Origin of the sequence: Psychromonas aquatilis (assembly GCF_038155185.1) — a bacterium.
GTDB lineage: Bacteria > Pseudomonadota > Gammaproteobacteria > Enterobacterales > Psychromonadaceae > Psychromonas > Psychromonas aquatilis.
Window position 1 is genome coordinate 26,171 of the sequence record NZ_JBAKAZ010000024.1, and the last position, 21,115, is coordinate 47,285.

The window sequence follows — 21,115 nt, forward strand, 5'->3', positions numbered from 1 at the left end:
CAAGTTGTTAATGACACTTTTTGTTACACAAAATTAGCTTCAAAGTGAAGCGCGTCGTAGCATGTTTAGTGCATAGTCAGTTATACTCTTGCTTCACTTTAAAGGGGAAAATATGATTTACAGTATGACGGCGTTTGCACGCAAACAATTGAAAGGGGATTGGGGTACAGCAGTTTGGGAAATTCGCTCAGTTAACCAGCGTTATCTTGAAACATATTTTCGCCTGCCTGAGCAATTTAGAGGGCTAGAAACAAAGTTAAAAGAGTCTTTTCGTAAACGCTTAGAGCGTGGCAAAGTAGAATGTAGTTTACGTTTTGAGGCAAACTCAACCAGTAGTACTTCATTGTGTATGAACAAAGTATTGGCAACACAATTAATACAGAATGCCGAGTGGGTTGTTAAAGAAATGGGAACGGGCCAAGTTAATCCTGTTGATATTTTAAAGTGGCCGGGTGTAATGCAAGCACCAGAACAAGACTTTGATGCTTTAAACAGTGAGTTAATGGCTGGTTTTGCTGAAACATTAAATGATTTTGTTGATTCAAGAGCTGCTGAAGGCGCTAATTTAGGCGTACTTATTGAGCAACGTTTGATTGCTATTAGTGAACAAGCAAGCAAAGTAAGAGCATTTATGCCTGAAGTCCATGCTTGGCAAAAGGCGCGTATCTTGAAAAAATTTGAAGATGCAAAAGTAGATTTAGACTCAACTCGTGTAGAACAAGAGTTAGTGCTTTTAGCGCAAAAATCAGATGTAGCTGAAGAGTTAGATCGTTTGGACTCTCATATCTCAGAAGCTCGTAATATTTTGAAAAAAGGCGGTGCAATAGGTCGTCGTTTAGACTTTATGATGCAAGAGTTTAACCGTGAAGCAAATACTTTAGGCTCTAAAGCGATTAATACAGATATAACCGCTGCAGCTGTTGAATGTAAGGTACTTATCGAGCAAATGCGCGAACAAGTGCAGAATATCGAATAGACGCTGTATTGATAAGCGCTTTTAATCTCTGTGGTGGTGATTATCACTACCACAGATAATTACTTAATGCCCTCGTCCTAATACCTCTGAAGCTTCCATTACTAACAGAAAGGCATTTTTATCCGTCTGCTCTATAATTTCTTTTAAACGCGGTATTTTCTTTATATCAAGCACTAGAAAGAGAATGGTTTTATGTTCTTTATCTTTAAAACCTGTGCCACTGAGAATCGTCCCTTTTTTATTTAGGTTATCTTGAATAGCAACACTTAATTGCTCGGCTTTATCGGTAGTAATATGGATAACTTTGGTCGTTAAAGTACCGGTTAATATGACATCGATAGCTTTTGATGTGGCATAAATACTGGTAATACTCCACAGTGCCTTTTCTATATCTTTAAACACATAAATAGATAAAACAATGATGATAAAGTCGATAATAAGCATTGATTTAGCGGGTTTTATTTGCATTTTTTTATGTGCTATTTTGGCAATGATTGTTGAGCCTCCCGCGCTTGAATTTCCTTTTATAATTAAGCCTACCCCAAATCCAATCGTGATCCCTCCAAAAATAGAGGCTAAAAATATATTATGAGTGAGCACGGTATCTTGAAAAATTTGCGTAAAAAAATCGATAAAAAAGGACATCAAGAGCAGGGTGATAATGGTTTTGATAGCAAATTGCTTACCGATAAACTTAGTGCCCCATAATAACAGTGGGATATTAATGGCCATTACCATTGAGCTCATAGTAAACCCGGTTAAATGGTGTAAAAGGATCGCCATCCCTGGCGTTCCTCCTGTTGTCAGCTGATTAGGGATAAAAAACAGCACCACTGATAATGCTAATAGCAATGTGCCGAGTAAAATTAAAAAGTAGTTTTTTAGTTCATTCGCGTTGAATATGCTTAACATGGAATATCTTTATTTTAGTGTTTGAAGATGATTGATTATGGAAGGTGGTTTGATGTGAGACCTTCAATAAATAGGTTACTCCAAAGGTATTTTTTATCAATTTTTTTGTTAGTTGCTTTATTACTCTAGTCTTATATACATGGCACATATTGTTGATATATGAAGGTTATATTAATTTATAAAACCTGTAATGAGATATATGTCACGTTATTCCTTTTGATGTTTTTAGTAAGATGTAAAGTCTTTTGGGGTGACTTTATTTGTTTTTTGTTATTAATTTTTTATCTGGAAATGCTTTATAAACATGTATTCATCGTTATTTTATAAGTGATATTGATATATAACGCTCATTGGATGTCATAATTCCTTCATAAATAAGAAACAAAAATGTAATAAACTTGCTTTATCGTCTTTCCCTATTTACTCACTTTAATGCTGGTAGGCCATGAACTCTGAAAAAATATATGTTGAAAAAGAACTAAGTTGGCTGTCTTTTAATGAGCGTGTACTGCAAGAGGCTGGAGATAAAACGGTTCCCCTGATTGAACGAGTTCGCTTTTTAGGTATATTTTCAAGTAATTTAGATGAATTTTATAAAGTTCGCTTTTCTGATGTGAAGCGTCGTATTCTTATTAGCCAAGAACGAGGAGAAAAAGATAATTCAAAACAACTTCTTACGCAAATGCAAACAAAAGCATTAGAGTTGATTCAGAAATTTGATGCTCTTTATAACGAGCTGATATTTGAGTTAGCTCGACGCCGTATTTTTTTAGTCAATGAAACCCAATTAAGTGAGACCCAAGAGCGATGGGTACAGAGGTTTTTTGATCGTGAAGTAAAGCCGCACCTAACTCCTATTTTGTTAACTGATGAAATTGATTTACTTAACTTTTTAAAAGATGAGTATGCTTATTTAAGTGTGGAACTTATTAAAGATGGGCAAGTTAAATATGCTTTCTTTGAAATACCAACTGACCACTTGCCACGTTTTGTGCGTGTACCAGAAGCTAAAGGTAAAGGCCGTAAAACGTTAATCTTTTTAGATAATATTATTCGTTTTTGTCTTGATGACTTATTTAAAGGGTTCTTTGAATACGACGAAATTAACTGTTATTCGGTTAAGATGACACGTGATGCTGAATATGACTTAAGCCACGAAATAGAGTTTAGTCTATTAGAGCAGATGTCAGAAGGGATAGAGCAGCGTTTAACAGCAATGCCAGTGCGCTTTGTCTATCAACATGACATGCCACAAAAGATGTTATCTTTTTTATGTGAAAAATTAAAAATATCTGATTACGATAGTTTGATATCAGGTGGCAGATATCATAATTTTAATGATTTCACTTCCTTCCCGAATGTTGGGCCTAATTATCTAGAAAATAAGCCATTAACGCCTTTTGCTTCTGCTTCTTTTGACCATCACCTGAACTATTTTGATGCGATTAAAGCTAAAGATATCTTACTTCATTATCCTTACCATACCTTTGACCACATCGTAGAGCTTGTTCGACAAGCTTCATTCGATCCAAAAGTGTTAAGTATTAAAATCAACGTATATCGTGTGGCAAAAGATTCAAAGCTATTAAATTCATTAATTGAAGCAGTGCATAATGGCAAAAACGTTATAGTCGTTGTTGAATTACAAGCCCGCTTTGATGAAGAGGCGAATATTACTTGGTCGAAAGTACTTGTTGATGCTGGTGTGCACGTTATTTTTGGGGCGCCGGGTCTTAAAATTCACTCTAAGTTGTTGCTTATTAGCCGCCGAGAAGAAGGGGAGATAGTTCGTTACGCACACGTTGGTACTGGTAACTTTCATGAGAAAACCGCTAAGATTTATACTGACTTCACGCTATTAACAACGAACCCTGCGATAACGGAAGAAGTACGTGGTGTTTTTGGTTATATACAGAACCCATATCGCCCCGTTACATTTAATACATTAATTGTATCTCCAAGAAACACTCGAAGACGTATGTATAAATTGATCGATACTGAAATTGAACATGCGAATAATGGTTTGCATGCTGAGATTACTATTAAGGTTAATAATTTAGTAGATAAGGGAATCATTGATCGTTTGTATAAAGCAAGTAATGCAGGTGTAAAGATAAGGGCAATAATTCGAGGAATGTGCTCTCTTGTGCCGGGTGTTAAAGGGGTCAGTGAAAACATTTCTGTTATTAGTATTATTGATCGCTTCCTAGAGCACCCTCGTGTATTTATGTTCCATAATAACGGGGATCAACGTCTTTATATTTCTTCAGCAGATCTAATGACGCGCAATATTGAAAGTCGTATCGAAGTTGCGACACCTATTTTTGATGCAACTCTTAAGAAAAAAATAATCGATATTTTTGATATTCAATTCAAAGATACTGTCAAAGCGCGTCAAATAGATCAGGGGATGACTAATCAATATGTTGCTCGAGGTAATCGACGAAAAATACGTTCGCAAGTGGCTATTTATGATTATTTAAAACAGTCAGAAAAAAAACAATCAAAACCTAATCGTTAAGTCTTACTTAGTCGCCCATATTAATGTAAGTAGCGATAACCTAGTTTCTTTTTAACAATATGTAAGTAAGTACTTACATATTGTTAATCACTTTTACTACTTAGGTGAGCTATATTTCAATGTCCATATATTTAAGCAATATTGATTAAGCTTTGATATTACTAGCATGTTCCCTGTCTAAATAGTAAACTACTTTTATATTATTATATAACCTCAATATCTATTTACATGACGAAAAATTGAATTTAAAAACATCAAGTTATCATGTGATTTATACCATTTAGCTTAAGTTTTTTTATTATTTGTGTCTGACTATTAATGAACTATTTTGCATTAGCCTTAAGAGGGTGAGTGTATTACATAAATTTATTATTTAGCGTTGGTGGACATATTCTTTAATTACTAAAGTAGTTGAATCTAGCTCAAAACCGGGCTTATTAATCATCTTTTGCATTAAAATAAACCATTTTCCTGTGATTAAATTAATCACAAACCTGTCATAGAAATGGTGCTTATAACTTCATTCTTTACAACGATAAAGCGATATAATTTATGAGATATATTCCAACATTTAGTTTAACTGATCCTATTGCTACTTTGGTCGCTTCCATTAGCGAGCAACTCGGTGCATTGTCGATTACGCCTAATGATAATCAGGCATTGTTACGTTCGATTAACCATGCCCGTAGTGTGCAAGGTTTATTGGTAATAGATGGGAAGGTATTAACTGAAGCTCAGCTACTAACAATAGCAGAAGGAAAGCGTGTAAAAGCACCTAAAGCATTGGTCCAGGAAGCAAAGCGTTTACTATCTGTTTATCAGCAATTAGATGATTTGCAGCTTGGTAGTTTAAGTTCGTTATTAGCGACCCATAAAAGTTTGATGGTGGATTTAGATACAGAAGGTGGAGAATATCGAAAAGGTGGTGTTGGTATTATTAAAAATAATAAAACCATTCATCAAGCTCCTCCTGCTAATACGATCCCTACCTTGATGAAAGACTTATTTATTTGGCTTAAGGAAAGTGACGCACACCCTTTAATTAAGAGTTGTGTATTACATTATGAAATTGAATTTATTTACCCTTTCAATGAAAGAAATGAGACATTAGCTTTTTTATGGCAAACGCTAATATTAAAGCAACAACATGATCTATTTAGTTATTTACCAATTGAAAGCGTTATTGCTAAGCAAATTAAGCAATATAAAAGAGCGATTACAGTTAGTAAAAAACATTCAGATAGCGCTCCTTTTATCGAGTTTATGTTATCACTTATTAATGAGTTATTAGGCTCCTTAACAGAATATACTGATCTTGATGTTGTGATCACACCTGAGGTAACACCCCAAATAAAGACGTTAATTCAGGCCATTCAAGTTGCAACCGAAGAGAAGGGCATTGAGACCTTTAAGCGTGAAACCTTACAACAGCTTTTAAAACTTAAAGATAAAAAATCTTTTACTCAGCGTTATCTAAAACCTGCTTTAGAAGAAAAAGTCATTGAAATGACTATTCCCGATAAACCGACAAGCCGCTTACAACAATACAGATTAACTAAAGTTGGTAAACTACAATAAGATGACCCGGAGAGTAAGAAGATCTTACTCTCCGAATCTTTATTCAGATCTATAACGAATCAATCGTTAACGATCATATTATTAACAGCTAGCCCCTTATATCACTAATAATCAAAAATTAACTTTAAAAACAGTTGTTTAAGTTGATTTTGTACTTCCTCAAGAACCTATTGCTGGATCATTATCCAAATCCTATTAACAGTATTATTTTTTAGGCTAGACACATAATACTGCTTTGGATCTGTGATCAATCTACTAAAAATTTAAATTTTAATAAAAAAACCTTAATTCTTCCCAAGAAAAAGAACTTTATCACAAATATGTAACCGCTTTCTGTAACCGGTTACATAAACGAGTTACATTAAAATACGAAAGCGAAATCAGATGATTTTTTAATTTAACATCGAAATAAAAAAGGGAAATATTATGACTAAGATTCTACTTTGTTGTTCTGCTGGTATGTCAACTAGCATGGTGGTTAAAAAAATGCGTGCTGCTGCTGAAAGCAAGAATATTGACGTTGAAATTAATGCTGTTGGTTCAGAAGAGTTTGATTCAAATGTTGCTGCCTATGACTGCTTTTTATTAGGCCCTCAAATTAAATATAAACTAGAAGATTTTAAGTCACGTGTTGGTGATAAACCTATCGCAGTTATCAACCAAATGGACTATGGCATGATGAAGGGCGAAAAAATATTGACTGACGCTCTTGCAATGATCAACTAGAGAGAGGTGTCAGATGTTTAACAAGTTTTTTGAGTTTTTAGAGAGTACGCTTACCCCTATCGCTGGGAAGGTTGCATCACAAAGGCATATTTGTGCTATTCGTGATGGGTTTATTGGCGCGATGCCATTCATGATTGTAGGGTCATTTCTACTCGTGTTTGCATTTCCTCCATTTTCACCAGAAACAACATTTGGTTTTGGCCAATGGTGGTTGGGATTATCTAAACAATATTTTGGCGAAATCATGACGCCTTTTAATATGTCGATGGGGATCATGTCTTGTTATATTTGTACCTGTATCGCTTATAATCTAGCGAAGCATTACAAATTAGATGGTTTATCTGTCGCGATGCTATCTTTAATGACCTTCTTGTTAATCTCTGCACCAATGGAAGACGGAAAATTATCTGCTGCATTCTTAGGTGGAACAGGTATTTTTACTGCAATTATTATTTCTATTGCGGTTACTGAATTAGTTTACTTCCTGAATCGTAAGAATATTGGTTTTAAAATGCCAGAGCAGGTACCCGATAAAATTCGTGAATCATTTAATTTACTCATTCCTGCACTAATTATTATTTTGACTATCTACCCATTAAACTTATTGGTACAAAACGAGTTTAATATGATTATTCCTGGCGCAATTATGGCGGCATTCCAGCCACTTATTTCTGCTTCTGATACATTGCCTGCGATTTTGTTAGCGGTTTTAATTACTCATGTACTTTGGTTTGCTGGTATTCATGGTGCGGCAATAGTGGGCGGTATTATGGCGCCTTTCTACCTCTCTAACTTAGGGGTAAATCAAGAAGCGTTAGCTGCAGGTCTTGAGTTGCCACATATCTTTATCGAATCATTCTGGTCTTTCTTTATTATTATTGGTGGTTCTGGTGCAACGTTTGGTTTGGTTTTGCTTTACCTTAAAAGCCGTTCAGCTCACCTTAAAGCCATTGGTAAAATGAGTTTGGTTCCATCAATGTTCAATATCAATGAACCGGTTATTTTCGGTACACCTTTTGTTATGAACCCGATTATGTTCATCCCATTTGTTTTTGTGCCTATGGTAAATGCGGTGATTGCTTATTACGCGTCAAGTTGGAATATTGTCGGTAAAACCATTTCATTAGTGCCATGGACAGCTCCTGCACCGATCGGGGCAGCATGGGGAGCCGGTTGGCAAATCAATAATGCAATTTTAGTGTTTGTTCTAATTGCTATCAATATGGTGCTTTATTACCCATTCTTCAAAATTTATGAGAAGCAATTAGTGTCAGAAGAAGTTGCTGAAAATACAACGGCTGAATAATTGCAGTCTACATAAACTTATATTAACCAACAAAAACACTTTGAAATATCAGGGCTATTGATCATAGCCCTGCACAAGAGAGCGGAGTTATATCATGGATCTAGAGATGACGGTGATGGAACTAATCATCAATGCTGGGGAATCGAAAAGCTTAGCAATGCAAGCCTTAACCTCTGCTAAAAAAGGGCAGTGGGACGAGGTCGATAGCTTGTTAGCAGAGTCAACAGAAGCTGCTAAGCGTGCTCATAAAGTACAAACTGAATTAATTGGGATGGATGAAGGCGAAGGAAAAGTACCGGTCAATCTGATAATGGTACATGCCCAAGATCATATTATGACGGCGATGTTAGCGCGGGAATTGATTGAAGAGTTAATCGATATTCACCGAAAAATGAAATAGTGATTAATAGCATCATTGTTAGCTACCTTTTCATTTAATAGTGAGTGAATTGATTTTAATAAATAAAAAGTATTAGGAGTTTATATGCCACAGCTTAAAAGCTTCCCAAGTGATTTCCTTTGGGGAGGATCTACCTCTGCATATCAAGTTGAAGGGGCATGGAATGAAGATGGAAAAGGTCCTTCTGTCATTGATATGGGGAACGTGGTTGAAGGAACAACTGATTTTAAAGTCGCAAGTGATCATTACCACCGTTATAAAGAAGATATCGCTTTATTTGCAGAGTTAGGTTTAAAAGCTTACCGCTTTTCTATTGCTTGGACGAGAATTTTTCCAACGGGTGAAGATCAAATCAATCAGAAAGGGATTGAGTTCTACAATAATTTAATTGATGAGTTAATTGCTAATGGGATAGAGCCAATAGCGACTATGTACCATTTTGATTTGCCTTACGCATTGCAGGAAAAGGGTGGTTGGTCAAATAGACAAACGGTAGAAGCCTTTGCACTTTATAGTAAGACCTTGTTTGAAGCTTTTGGCGATCGCGTTAAGTATTGGTTAACCATCAATGAACAAAACATGATGATTCTGCATGGTGATGCTTTGGGGACTAAGCATGTGGATGCAGATAATCCAATGAAAGACTTGTATCAGCAAAATCATCATATGATGCTAGCACAAGCTAAAGCGATGTCGCTTTGCCATCAGTTATTGCCTTCAGCAAAGATTGGCCCTGCTCCTAATATCTCTGCTATTTATCCTGCTTCATGCAAACCAGAAGATGTCTTAGCTGCTAATACATTTTCCGCTATTCGTAACTGGTTGTATCTTGATATGGCTGTCCATGGGCATTATAACGCGACAGCTTGGCGTTTTCTCGAAGAACGACACGCTACACCGACAATAGGTGCAGATGATATGCAAATACTGTCCTCTGCAAAACCTGATTTTATTGCATTTAACTATTACAACTCACAAACAGTGGGAGAAAGCTCTGGTGATGCAAGTGATGTGAATTCGACTGGCGATCAACAAATCACTATTGGTGAAGTCGGTGCTTATAAAGGCGTGGAAAATGAGAATTTATTGAAAAATGAATTTGGATGGGAAATTGACCCCGTTGGTTTTCGTACCACCATGCGTGATATCTATGAACGTTATGGTTTGCCGCTAATTATTACTGAAAATGGTTTAGGTGCCTTCGACAAAGTCGACGAAAACGGTGATATCAATGACGATTATCGAATTGAATATTTAAAACAACATATCGAGCAAGTGCAATTAGCAATCACCGATGGTGTCGAGGTATTTGGTTATAGCCCTTGGTCTGCGATTGATTTAATTAGTACTCATCAAGGGTGTTCAAAACGTTATGGGTTTATTCACGTAGATCGTGATGAGTTCGACCTTAAATCCCTGAAGCGCTCTAAGAAAAAAAGCTTCTATTGGTATCAAACGCTAATTGCGAATAACAGTTTATAAAAAGGTAGGCTCAGTTAAATTGAATAAGAGCCTACATTTATTACAAAATTATAATTAAATAGGAATTCAACATGAAATTTGCTCATGATTTTTTATTCGGTGCCGCCACTGCTTCTTATCAAATAGAAGGTGCTTGGGATCAAGACGGTAAAGGGCCAACTAACTGGGATGAATTTACTAAAATACCAGGAAAAACCTTCGAAGGTACTAATGGTGATGTTGCGGTGGATCATTATAACCGTTATCAAGAAGATATTGCATTAATGGCTGAGATGGGCCTAGAGTCTTACCGTTTTTCTATTTCGTGGGCGCGTATTTTCCCAACAGGGACAGGGGAAGTAAATCAGAAAGGTATTGATTTTTATAACAATATTATTGATGAATGCTTGAAGTATGGCATTGTACCTTTTGTAACCCTTTATCACTGGGATTTACCTTTGCCCTTAGAAAAAAAAGGAGCATGGTTAAATAAAGAAACAGGTGATGCTTATTTAATCTTTGCAAAACGCTGTTTTGAGGAGTTTGGCGATCGCGTTAAAAACTTTATTACATTTAATGAAACCTTTGTATTTTGTAATTTAGGTTACTTAGCAGGAGCACATCCACCGGGTATTCAAAACGATCCTAAGAAATACTTTCAAGCAATACATAATGTTTTTTATACGCATGCAAAGACTGTGATTGAATATAAAAAGTTAAATCAGTTTGGAGAGATTGGGTTAAGTCATGTATTCAGCCCTGCTTTTAGTGTTGATGACTCTGAAGAAAACTTATTTGCGGCTGAGCATGCAAATCAGTTTAATTTGAACTGGTTTTATGACCCTATTTTATTAGGACACTACCCTGAATATGTTGTTAAACAATTAACAGCTGAAGGTAATTTACCGGATTGGAGTGAAGCAGAGTTAGCGATCATTAAAGAAGCGGCTCCCCTGAATGACTTTATGGGGTTGAATTATTATCAACCAATGCGCATTGAAAAGATCCACGGTGAAGTTAAAGATCATGTTATTACACGTGAGAACTCCACAGGATCGCCAGGAAATCCTAGTTATGATGGTGTTTATCGTACCGTTAAAATGGTAGATAAAAAGTACACCAAGTGGGATTGGGAAATCTCTTCTCAAGGGTTCATTGATGGCTTAGATATGCTGAAAAATAATTATGGCCAAGTGAAGCTTTATATTACTGAAAATGGTTTAGGCGATGAAGACCCGATTATTGACGGGGAGGTTTGTGATACGCCACGTATTGATTATATTGAAGAACATTTAAGTGCAGTAAAAGAAGCTATACGCCGTGGTGCGCATATTAAAGGTTATTATGCTTGGTCGGCTATTGATTTACTGAGTTGGTTAAATGGCTATAAAAAACAGTATGGTTTTATTTACGTCGACCATAAGAATAACTTAAAAAGAGAGAAAAAAGCTTCTTTCTATTGGTATAAAGATGTTATTGCAACTCGAGGAGAAGCACTCTAGCGGTAAGTAATCACTTACTAAGCGATAAGAGGAAGTAATTGTAATGATTACTTCCTTTTATCAATCTTAAGCTTTTAGCTTAACTGGCATGACCGATTCGCGTTGTATCAATTCTCCTTGATACTGATATGAGTGTGTTGGTTTGCTTTCATCGCATAAAGTAATTGCAAGTTCTACCGCTTGTTTAGTCATCTCTACAATAGGCAATTTAACAGTGGTTAATCGTGGTGTGAAAAACTCTGAGACAGGATCGTCATCTATACCAATAATCGAGACTTGTTCCGGTACGTTAATGCCTGCCTCTGTTAAAGCCCTTAATGCACCTAACGCCATACAGTCATTAAAAGCAATAATTGCGGTAAAGTTACTTTTTTCTTTGAGCAACGATTGGCAGGCTTGATAACCACTTTTCATATCGTAATGCCCATTTTTAAGTAAACTTTTTTGGAAAGGAATCGATGCCGACTTTAATGCATTTTTGTAGCCATTTAATCGTGCAATACCTGTTGGGTTATTCATGTGCCCAGTGATACAGGCAATGTCTTTATGGCCATTTGTTAATAAGTGATTCATCATTAAGGTCACTGCATTTTCTTGTTGAAAAGAAACAGAATGAAATAGCTGTTCAGGCAGGTCTCGATTAATAACGACAATTGGAATAGTAAGCTGTTTATGTAAAAGCTGAATATGGTCATCAGTAAGGGTACGACTGTAAAGGACGATAGCATCGCATTGTGCTTCTAACTGCAATATGACTTCATATTCATAAGCTGGATCATTATGGCCGTCTGTGACGATCAGTTGTTTATTAGCAAGTTCAGCGCTAGCGGCAGCTTGTTTTAATAATAAACCAAAGTGGATCCCATCAAAGTCAGAGACAACTAGCCCGACGGTATGTGTTTTATTAGTCGCTAAAGCTTGTGCTAAACGGTTGGGTCTATAACCTAACTCTTTCATTGCCGAAAAAACATTGTCACGTGTTGATTCTTTTACTTGGCCTGTACCATTAATCACACGAGATACAGTTGCTTTAGAAACGCCAGCTAATTTACAGACATCAAGAATTGTGCTCATTAACTTTCCTATTTAAACAATAAAATCAATCACCTTATACATTTTAAGGTGATAATACAGTATAAGCATATCCAATGTAACCGGTTACTGTTTTGTCCTTAAAGTGTGATTTATTACGAGTCAATAAATATTACAAAACCAGTTTTTAATGGATGAAAAGGGCCTTTTAAAAGTAATCTAATTTAAAATATTCCTATAAATAGCTGAGAAAAATTGTTGGGGGTTTTTTGTTGTTTATTTTTCCTTTATATTGGGCTGATATCTAATGATATGCTCCTTTTTCCTTAAAAGTTCAGCGTAACTTTTAAGGGGCTACATTCCTTAAAATATAGTGAGTCAGTTTGTGATTACAACGATAAAACCCTTTTTTCTGCTACTGATGAGCTGTTTTTTATTAATGACAGGTTATGGTTTAAGCAACATTCTATTACCTGTTCGAATGCAAAATGACAGCATTAGTATTGATAATATTGGTCTGGTGTTAGCTATGTTGTCCGTTGGCTTTTTGTTTGGCTCTTATTACAGTCGTAAATTATTGCAAAGAGTGGGGCACGTTAGAATATTTGCTATGTGTGGTAGTTTAACTTCTGTTGCCATCTTAGTGTCAGGCCTTTTTCCAGACCCTTATGTATTAGCTGTGATGCGTATTTTAACTGGCTTTTGTATGGCTTGTACTAATGCAACGTTAGATAGCTGGCTAAGCTTCAGTGCTACGGAGAAAAATCGAGGTAGAATTCTTTCTATAAACCAAATGGTGATCATGAGTGCGCAGTTTATCGGACAGTTTTTACTGAACGTTGCCCCGATTGATACCATGATTCTCTTTGTTATTTCTGGCATATTATTCAGTCTTGCGATCACGCCTATTGTAATCAGTAAACAAAAAGGTCCGGTGATTGAAGATAGTGAATCAATGTCATTGATGACGATTGTTAAATTATCACCATTAGGTGTAGTAAGTTGTTTTTATTGTGGTCTTCTTTATTCTTCTTTATTAAATATGTTACCGATTGTAGCCAATGATAATGGCATTAAAGATATCAACCTTTCTATCTTTATGGGGGCTGCGATTGTCGGTGCAATTCTGTTTCAATTTCCGATTGCTTATTTATCCGATAGCTTTGACCGCCGTAAGATTATGCTTGGTATGGTACTCTCAATAATTGGCGCTGCGATCTGTGCGCCACTTTTCATGTCATTTGATTGGTTCTATCTCAGCTTATTGGCCATTGCCGTTATGACCGGGGTGACAGCCTGTTTATATCCAATGAGTATGTCAGAAACGTTCGATAAAGTGGTAAAAGAACAAATTTTAGCGGCGATGGCTTCTTTATTATTTATTTATGCATTGGGCAGTATTTCAGGTCCATTCTTAGCATCAAAGGCGATGAAGTGGTTTGGTAATGATGCACTTTTCTCATTCATTATTATTGCTGCGGTAACACTACTGGCTTTCATTCTTTTACGTATGAAACAACGTGCGGCACTGCCATTGGAAGAGCAAGATCACTTTGTTATGCATACGCCTTCTAGTGCCGTTTCTGAGCTGGATCCTCGAACAGATTATGTCGAGCCAATCTTTAAGCATAGCGCTGAAGTTGATGTTGCAGTTAGCCTTGCAACTAAAAACCCAGCGATTGCGGTTAATATGGCCAAAGCCATGGCATTAAAAGATCCTGAAAATGCGTCATACTTAGCTGCCGCCTTAAGTACTATTGATGAAATCAATATAGGTAAACTGTATTCCGCTATTACCACTGCGGCCCCTGAAATGGCGGTTCATATTGCAGAAGCGTTGACTGCAGCATCCCCGGAACAAGCTGAAGAGCTAGTTGATTGGATAACAACGGATCATCCTGAGCAATTGACCAATATTATTGTATCGATAGCAAATGCAATGCCTGATAATGGTATTAGTGTGATGGAGTTTGCAGCAGGTAATATGACAGATGAAAATCCTGAGGAACTGTTGAAAATGACTGAGCAGTACATGACAGAGTTTTCTGATTCATTGGATGAGATGCGTCCTGTTGATAGAAGTGCTGCAGCATCTGAAGAAACCGCTGCAGAATTATATAACCGCCTAAGTGATGTTTCTCCAGAGCATTCAGCTGAACTAGCATTAACAGTATCTGGTGCCTTACCAGAATCATCAAATGCCGTTGCTGAAGCTTATGTTGCGAACTTAATAGAGAATGAAAATGAACAGCAACCAGGGCAAGAAAAATCATCTGAACATATTGAAAATGCTGTTAATGATTACTTATCACAAGTTGTTGAAACGGTTCCAGAATACGCCGTTGATGTTGCGAGTACTTTCATCGACTCGGTACCTGAAGTTGCATCTGATATGGTTGAATTATTACAAGAGTCAAACTCAGTGGACTCTGATGAGTTGAATACATCCATTGAAGATAAACCTGAAGAAAACACTTGGGAAGAGCAGCTTTTAGATGCTGTGCAGACTCAAACAGCGAATGATACGGAGAAATAACACAAGCTTTGTCAGTCATCTTTTTAAATAAGAGGTGGCTTATTGGATTCTAAAAAATGCAAAGTCCTTTCTCGGTATTGTTGTTTTTGATGGCAGTAATTATGATAGAGAGTAGGTAAAAATAACGCTGTATTGGTGCAGTTTTATATCTCAATATACTTTCTGATCAGTATAAAAAAGCCACTTTTAAAAGTGGCTTATATCAGTTAAATAATACGATATTTAGTGTTTATTTACCGTTTAATTTAAGTGCAGAGAAAGTAACGCTGTTGTAATCTCCATTTTCTTTATCTGTTTTAAAGTCGCCTGTACCAGCACAACCTGGGCCCCAAACTGGGTGTGTATCATTTACACTACATTGACCGTACGCACCTGCTTTAAAGTAGAACGCATCATTTGCGTAGCCAGCTGCCGAATCTTTATCATCAATACCTTTGCTTAGGTCAATATTGTATGTTACTTCTTTGTGGCGCTCTGTTGTGAAGGTTAGATGCATAATATTACCTTCTACATCAACAACGTAGCTGAACTCTTCCCCTAATTTAATACCAGCTTCACCAGGCTCTGATTGGTTTTCCCAAGTGTTGCCCCATACTGGGTATGCAATATCTTGACGGTTTGGATCTGCTTTCGGTAAGTTACGTTCATAGTTCCAGAAGACTGAACCATATTCATGGCCAGGGAATTTCTTGAAGAATATTTTCAAAGGTTCATTACCATGACCAAAGCCTGTTTTAGCTTTTATTTGATCATCGTATTTCTTAGCATGGATTTGTCCAACTACCACAGAGTGTGCTGCAGGACGTTCAGGGTATTTAGCATGTTCAGAAATATGGTTTACTTTTAATGTCGCTTCTAACGTACCACCCACTTTACTGTAATCAGCTGAATTTGGGTTGCTTGCCAGTGCAAAGTTATTTAAAGGTGCGCCTGTGTCAATATCAAACATTGCACCACGTGGCATTTGGCGAAGTTCAGAACGGGCATTCTTAGAGTTTTTAGTCGTAACAGCTTTGTTTTGTACTTCAAAAACAAGGTTACCGTCTTTATCTAAGAAGAAGAAATCTTCGTGAGAGTAACTCATCATTGCTACGCCTTCGATCTCATCTACCTTACCGTCTTGGTTAATATCTGCAGGAATTGTAATCTTCCAGTTAGTCATATCGAATTTATCAGCAGGTACTGGGTATGAAACCCCGTTACCAGCTATATCTGCAAATGCAATAGTAGGAAGAGTTAGTAAGATTGAGCCTGCAACAACAAGTGTTTTTTTCATTTTCATCGATCCCTTTAATGTATTATTGTCACACATAATAAGTCGTTAAGTAGCGAAAAAAAGGCAGCTTTATAAGATGTGTATGATAGATCACACCTCAAAAATCAAATGTTATAGTTGGATCAAATATTTGTAATAAAGCATCAGTATTAATGAGGCCTAGATCAATTTATTGCTATCAAGTGGTGTAGTTAATATGGGGTATAAGATTGACAGGATTATCTATAAATAGAAGTGTCAATAATTTCTTATATTCATCATACATATAGTGAGGTGTAATATAGGACTATGTTATTAATATCGGCTTAGTTAGTTGTCGCAGACTATTGCTTTTGAACAAATCAGAATTGAGTTATTTACTACGTGTTTTGTTGCAAAGCCAAAAAAGTAGCATCAATCATATTGGCAATGATCTCAGGTTGGTAGTTCACTCTCGAGTAGGTACGTAATCCCATTATTTGAACTTGTAGGTTACGCGCTAATTGTTGGCAATCCTTGTGGCTTGGAATTTCATTCATTTGTTGTGCTTCTAATAAGGTAGAGGCAAAACTATCTTCTATTATAGTTAATAAACGTTTAGCTTCAGATAATAAGTCGGCATTATCTTCTGTTAGTTCAGATATGGTTTTAGCCAGCATACACATGCCACTAGGGGCTTGCATTTGGCTATCAATGACTGCTGATTTTACAAACTGTTTTAACGCTGCAAGTGGTGAGTCTGAATTTTCTTTTAAAGCAGATAAATGCTGTAAACCTTGTTGTGCATAATGCTGTAATGCTTCTTTGAATAAACCTTCTTTACTACCGAAAGCCGCATATATACTACCAGGGCGTATATCGATTACTTCTTGTAGGTTACGCATTGAAGTACCGTGAAAGCCTTTTTCCCAATAAAGGTCAGTTGCTTTTGCAACAATATCAGCACGTTTTTTTTTATCTGTTTTAGCCATGATCTTTCCACTGTCAGTGAATAATTGTTCAATTGTAGCTTGAACGAGTGTTCATATCTAGTTATATTAGCCTTAGTCGCGGTGCAAATAGGGAGCTAGTATCGCCTTTTTCGCACGAGCGAATACGTAAAATAGAGGTAAATATGAGTAAAAAAATTCAATTAGACATTGTTTCTGATGTAGTTTGTCCATGGTGCGTTGTTGGTTATAAGAACTTACAAAAGGCAATTGATGAGTTAGGCATGGAAGATAAAATTAATTTGCAATGGCAGCCTTTTGAGTTAAATCCAAATATGCCTCCAGAAGGGCAAGATTTACGTGAACACGTTGCTCAAAAATACGGTTCCTCATTAGAAGAAAGCGAGCAAGCACGCCTGAATATTACTGAGCGTGGTGCTGAGGTAGGTTTTACCTTTAATTATTTTGATAAGATGAGAATGGTCAATACACGTGATGCGCATATTTTACTGGAATATGCTTATGAGCAAGGTCAGCAAACGGCATTAAAACTCGCTTTATTTAAAGCAGCCTTTACCGACCAGAAAGATGTATCTAATCAGCAAACATTACTTAATGAAGTTGAGGAGCTTGGTTTAAATAGCCAACAAGCAAAAGCACGTTTAGCAATGCCTGAATACCGTCAAAAAGTGATTGATCATGAAGGTTACTGGCAAGGTTTAGGTATATCTGCAGTACCAACAGTCGTATTTAACCGTCAAAGTGCGTTGTCTGGTGCACAACCTGTAGAAGCTTACAAACAAGTGTTACTTGAGCTTGCCGCTGAGTTGTAATCGAATTTATCATTATTGCGATCTGTCAAACTAAAGAATTTGCAATATGTCATATTCTTTAGTTCGATTGTGTACGTTGATACTGATGGAGTCATCTACTTGTTGGCCTAATAGTGCTGAGCCAATAGGAGACTGAGGAGTAACAACAAGTACTGTATGTTGCTCCCATTGTAATTTGGTGCCGCCTGCTACATTACACATTAATAAATATTTAGGCTGGTTATGATTATCAATGAGTACAACTAGAGCACCTATCTCTACCGTGTTTGTTGGATTTATTGGTAAGTTAATGCAGAGATCAATATTGGCTTGGCATTGTAATACTCGTTCTGATTGGCCTTGTGCTAAGTAAGCGGCTTCTAGTGCTAAAGTATCGTATTTATTTTCAGCTATATTTTCTTCATTTGTTGCTGTTTCATGAGCTCTTTGGGCTGCCTTTTGAGCATCGTTAAGGCGTTTTTGTAAGTGTGTCATCAGTTGTTGATGCAGCTGTAGTTTATTCATATGGATTATTGGTTTAGATGAGCAGAGTGGTGGGGCTGGTTATACTTACTGGCTTGCTGTCTGCTAAAGCCAGTAAGTATATTGGATAGTGTTACTTTATTATCTATTATTTTGCCATTCTTTTGCTTTATTAATTAATGGGACAATACTAGAACCTTGTACTAGTATTGAAAATAAAACCACACTGTAAGTCATCACCAGCATAATTTCTCTTACATCAATATTCTTAGTCGGTAGTACCCATATTCCTGCTGGAACAGCCATTGCCATCGCTAGTGCAAGGCCGCCACGTAAACCACCCCATGTAAGAATACGCACAGAGTAAGGGTTGTATACACGGTAGCGGTTAAAGCCAACATAGGCTAATCGAACACTTAAGTAACGTGCTAGTAATACCAATGGGATAGCGATTAACATGATAATCCAATCTTCTTTGTAGAAGTTGAATTGAAGCATGCTGATACCTATCAATAGAAATAACACACCATTTAAAAATTCATCTACTAATTCCCAAAAGTGATCTAGCTGCGCTTTACTTTCTTTTGAAAATCCAGTTTTTCTTGTCCAGTTACCAATCATTATACCTGCAACAACCATTGCTAGAGGTGCCGATACACCGATCATTTGTCCAAATACATAACCTGCAGTTGGCACGCCAATGGTTAATAATAGTTCCATTGCATGGTCGTTGGTTGCACTAATTAAGTAATGGAATAGAAGACCTAATGCAAAGCCATAAACGATACCGCCTATTGCCTCATGTAAAAATAATAATGATACATTAGTAATAGTTGCAGGCTCACCAGAGAAGGCGATGTTGAATAAGGTAACAAAGATTACAAGACCAAAGCCATCATTGAATAATGACTCACCTTCAATTTGTGTTGAAATTCGTTTTGGAGCATCTAGCTTCTTTACAATGGCCAATACAGCGATTGGATCCGTTGGCGATATTAATGAGCCAAACAGTAAACAGTAGACAAGATCAAGCGGAATACCGATAAGCTGAAAAGTGAAATACAAAACATATCCCACAAAGAAGGTTGAAAACAGCGTGGAGCCTAAAGCGAGTACTGTTATTTCCCATTTTTGATCTTTAAGACTTTCTAATTTTATGCCTAATCCCCCGGCAAATAAAAGAAAACCTAAGAGGCCATTCAATAGGAAGTGTTCAAAGTCTATTTCAGTTAATTGACTAACTGCGACTTCCCTTAATTGGGTAAAACCATTTTTACCTGCGATTAGAATTATCAACGATAACAACAAAGAGCCAGCTGTTATAGCAATAGTATTCTGCCATTTACCTAACTTACTATTAAGGAAGGTAATGAGCATTGCTGCCGCAGCGAGAAAGCAAAAAGTAGAGTAAACGGACATAATAATAACCCATGGTAAAAATAAAGCATGAATATAAAGGCAAAGTAGCTCAATTACTATGCCTTTATGATGATTTTATGAAAATTTTGCTAACTAAATGAGCAAATATTAATAGCGGCATGTTAAATCGATATTAATCTCCTGTTAAATTAACTTTTGAACAATTACCAAGCGTAGCGAATGAGATTAAAAATAGGCTCTCCATTGACTTTTTATGTCTATTTTCTTGCCTTTTTATATTGCATTAAGCTCATTTAATATCTACTTGTGTTTAGTGTGTGAGACATTGACTATAGCTTGCGTGCTCGATCCTTACTTTAAATCAGTACTTTAAGATATATTTAATCTTTTTATTTTTTGTAAGTTATTGTTAAGTAAGTAGATCCTTGTTTTTCTATTTTGATAGTCTATGGCTTATTGATTAATTGAGTAATCCAATTAGTGAGTTTGAACGTAATATGTATCCCACAACAAGGACGTAGAGGATTAACAGGAAGTTAATCTCACGGAAAGTAAGGAAAACAACAGGAAGTTGTTACAAGGTAAATAAGGATTATTTATCTTATCAGGATGATAAAAGGATACTTTGAAGGATCAAAGTGAGATAAACAGGATGTTTATCATTAAGGACAATCAGGAATATATTACAGGAAGTAATAGGGACACCTTCCATGGAGTGGGAGCTGTTAATAAACAGGATGTTTATTAAATACGGATGTATCAAGGAAGAAGCCAGTAGGAAGCTGGATAGATAAACCGGATGTTTATCGGATAAGGATATAAACAAGGATGACGCTCAATGGATTTGGGAAGTGGATGCTTAGTTTAGCAATGGTCAAAAGGATGTTTTGCATGGAGCAACTTCTGTCATGGATTTGATAGTGTGACTATATTAGGGCAGCTTAGGCTGCCCTTTCCTATTTTAGCGGCTTTGTATTTATTAATAACAATTGGATATTGATTAATCAAAGTGTAGCGCCTATCCTTATCACTTTTTATAAGCGATAAATATGGCCACTTTCTCTGCTATCGAAATTCCCTTCAATTTTCGTAATACCTGCTGGTTTTGCGGAGAACCTAGTGACAAAAAAATCAAGTTTCCTCGTTATGATTATGAAATTAATATTCTAAGTCATCAACCACTTAGCCTTCCTAGCTGTAAAGAGTGCGCAAGTATTGTAAAGCGTTCTGCATTCCCATCTATTTATAGTTATACCAATTCCGTTAAAGATGTGATCTAATGTTCATATTCAAAGGAGATGATATG

At 36.4% G+C, this 21,115-nt stretch carries 16 protein-coding genes; 10 read left to right on the forward strand and 6 right to left on the reverse strand.

From position 1 onward, the window contains the following. The first annotated feature begins 112 nt into the window (after nt 1-112). Nucleotides 113-976, forward strand: a complete 864-nt coding sequence (locus tag V6256_RS08005; protein WP_341597593.1) for a YicC/YloC family endoribonuclease — start codon at nt 113-115, stop codon at nt 974-976. Nucleotides 977-1,039: 63 nt separating this feature from the next. On the opposite strand, the gene V6256_RS08010 is transcribed toward V6256_RS08005, so the two are convergent. Further along, on the reverse strand, nt 1,040-1,888 hold the full coding sequence (locus V6256_RS08010; protein ID WP_341597595.1) for a YitT family protein: 849 nt from the start codon (nt 1,886-1,888) through the stop codon (nt 1,040-1,042). 445 nt (nt 1,889-2,333) lie between these two features. On the opposite strand from V6256_RS08010, the gene ppk1 reads away from it, so the two are divergent. The 7 genes from ppk1 (at nt 2,334) to V6256_RS08045 (ending at nt 11,382) form a co-directional block, all read left to right on the forward strand. Beyond that, complete coding sequence (gene ppk1, locus V6256_RS08015) at nt 2,334-4,409, forward strand: polyphosphate kinase 1 (protein ID WP_341597597.1); 2,076 nt, start codon at nt 2,334-2,336, stop codon at nt 4,407-4,409. A 552-nt stretch (nt 4,410-4,961) separates the two neighbouring features. Beyond that, nucleotides 4,962-5,987 (forward strand): Fic family protein, encoded by a 1,026-nt coding sequence (locus tag V6256_RS08020; protein ID WP_341597598.1) that lies wholly within the window; start codon nt 4,962-4,964, stop codon nt 5,985-5,987. Nucleotides 5,988-6,413: 426 nt separating this feature from the next. Further along, on the forward strand, nt 6,414-6,713 hold the full coding sequence (locus V6256_RS08025) for a PTS sugar transporter subunit IIB (RefSeq protein WP_341597600.1): 300 nt from the start codon (nt 6,414-6,416) through the stop codon (nt 6,711-6,713). A 13-nt stretch (nt 6,714-6,726) separates the two neighbouring features. Continuing rightward, on the forward strand, nt 6,727-8,019 hold the full coding sequence (locus V6256_RS08030) for a PTS sugar transporter subunit IIC (protein ID WP_341597601.1): 1,293 nt from the start codon (nt 6,727-6,729) through the stop codon (nt 8,017-8,019). A 94-nt stretch (nt 8,020-8,113) separates the two neighbouring features. Next, nucleotides 8,114-8,419 carry a PTS lactose/cellobiose transporter subunit IIA gene (locus V6256_RS08035; protein ID WP_424141053.1) on the forward strand — a complete coding sequence of 102 codons (306 nt, stop codon included), beginning with the start codon at nt 8,114-8,116 and terminating at the stop codon, nt 8,417-8,419. Nucleotides 8,420-8,503: 84 nt separating this feature from the next. Next, nucleotides 8,504-9,901, forward strand: coding sequence for a glycoside hydrolase family 1 protein (locus V6256_RS08040; RefSeq protein WP_341597602.1), 1,398 nt, complete (start codon nt 8,504-8,506; stop codon nt 9,899-9,901). 71 nt (nt 9,902-9,972) lie between these two features. Continuing rightward, nucleotides 9,973-11,382: a glycoside hydrolase family 1 protein gene (locus tag V6256_RS08045; protein ID WP_341597603.1), complete on the forward strand. Its 1,410-nt coding sequence runs from the start codon at nt 9,973-9,975 to the stop codon at nt 11,380-11,382. A gap of 66 nt (nt 11,383-11,448) precedes the next feature. Here V6256_RS08045 and V6256_RS08050 read toward each other — a convergent pair whose 3' ends face one another. Next, the gene (locus V6256_RS08050; RefSeq protein ID WP_341597605.1) at nt 11,449-12,456 is read right to left on the reverse strand and encodes a LacI family DNA-binding transcriptional regulator; all 1,008 of its coding nucleotides are present in this window, start codon (nt 12,454-12,456) and stop codon (nt 11,449-11,451) included. 343 nt (nt 12,457-12,799) lie between these two features. On the opposite strand from V6256_RS08050, the gene V6256_RS08055 reads away from it, so the two are divergent. Further along, nucleotides 12,800-14,950, forward strand: a complete 2,151-nt coding sequence (locus V6256_RS08055; RefSeq protein WP_341597606.1) for an MFS transporter — start codon at nt 12,800-12,802, stop codon at nt 14,948-14,950. A 229-nt stretch (nt 14,951-15,179) separates the two neighbouring features. Here the strand turns inward: V6256_RS08055 and V6256_RS08060 are convergent, their stop codons facing one another. Together V6256_RS08060 and V6256_RS08065 are read right to left on the reverse strand one after the other, a co-directional pair. Beyond that, nucleotides 15,180-16,226 carry a polysaccharide lyase family 7 protein gene (locus V6256_RS08060; protein WP_341597607.1) on the reverse strand — a complete coding sequence of 349 codons (1,047 nt, stop codon included), beginning with the start codon at nt 16,224-16,226 and terminating at the stop codon, nt 15,180-15,182. A gap of 359 nt (nt 16,227-16,585) precedes the next feature. Next, nucleotides 16,586-17,176, reverse strand: coding sequence for a TetR/AcrR family transcriptional regulator (locus V6256_RS08065; RefSeq protein ID WP_341597609.1), 591 nt, complete (start codon nt 17,174-17,176; stop codon nt 16,586-16,588). 143 nt (nt 17,177-17,319) lie between these two features. On the opposite strand from V6256_RS08065, the gene V6256_RS08070 reads away from it, so the two are divergent. After that, the gene (locus V6256_RS08070; protein ID WP_341597611.1) at nt 17,320-17,967 is read left to right on the forward strand and encodes a DsbA family oxidoreductase; all 648 of its coding nucleotides are present in this window, start codon (nt 17,320-17,322) and stop codon (nt 17,965-17,967) included. Between the two features lie 30 nt (nt 17,968-17,997). On the opposite strand, the gene V6256_RS08075 is transcribed toward V6256_RS08070, so the two are convergent. Continuing rightward, nucleotides 17,998-18,471 carry a GreA/GreB family elongation factor gene (locus V6256_RS08075; RefSeq protein WP_341597612.1) on the reverse strand — a complete coding sequence of 158 codons (474 nt, stop codon included), beginning with the start codon at nt 18,469-18,471 and terminating at the stop codon, nt 17,998-18,000. A 99-nt stretch (nt 18,472-18,570) separates the two neighbouring features. Beyond that, entirely contained in the window at nt 18,571-19,848 is a 1,278-nt protein-coding gene (locus V6256_RS08080; RefSeq protein ID WP_341597614.1) for a cation:proton antiporter, read from the reverse strand. Between the last annotated feature and the right edge of the window lie 1,267 nt (nt 19,849-21,115).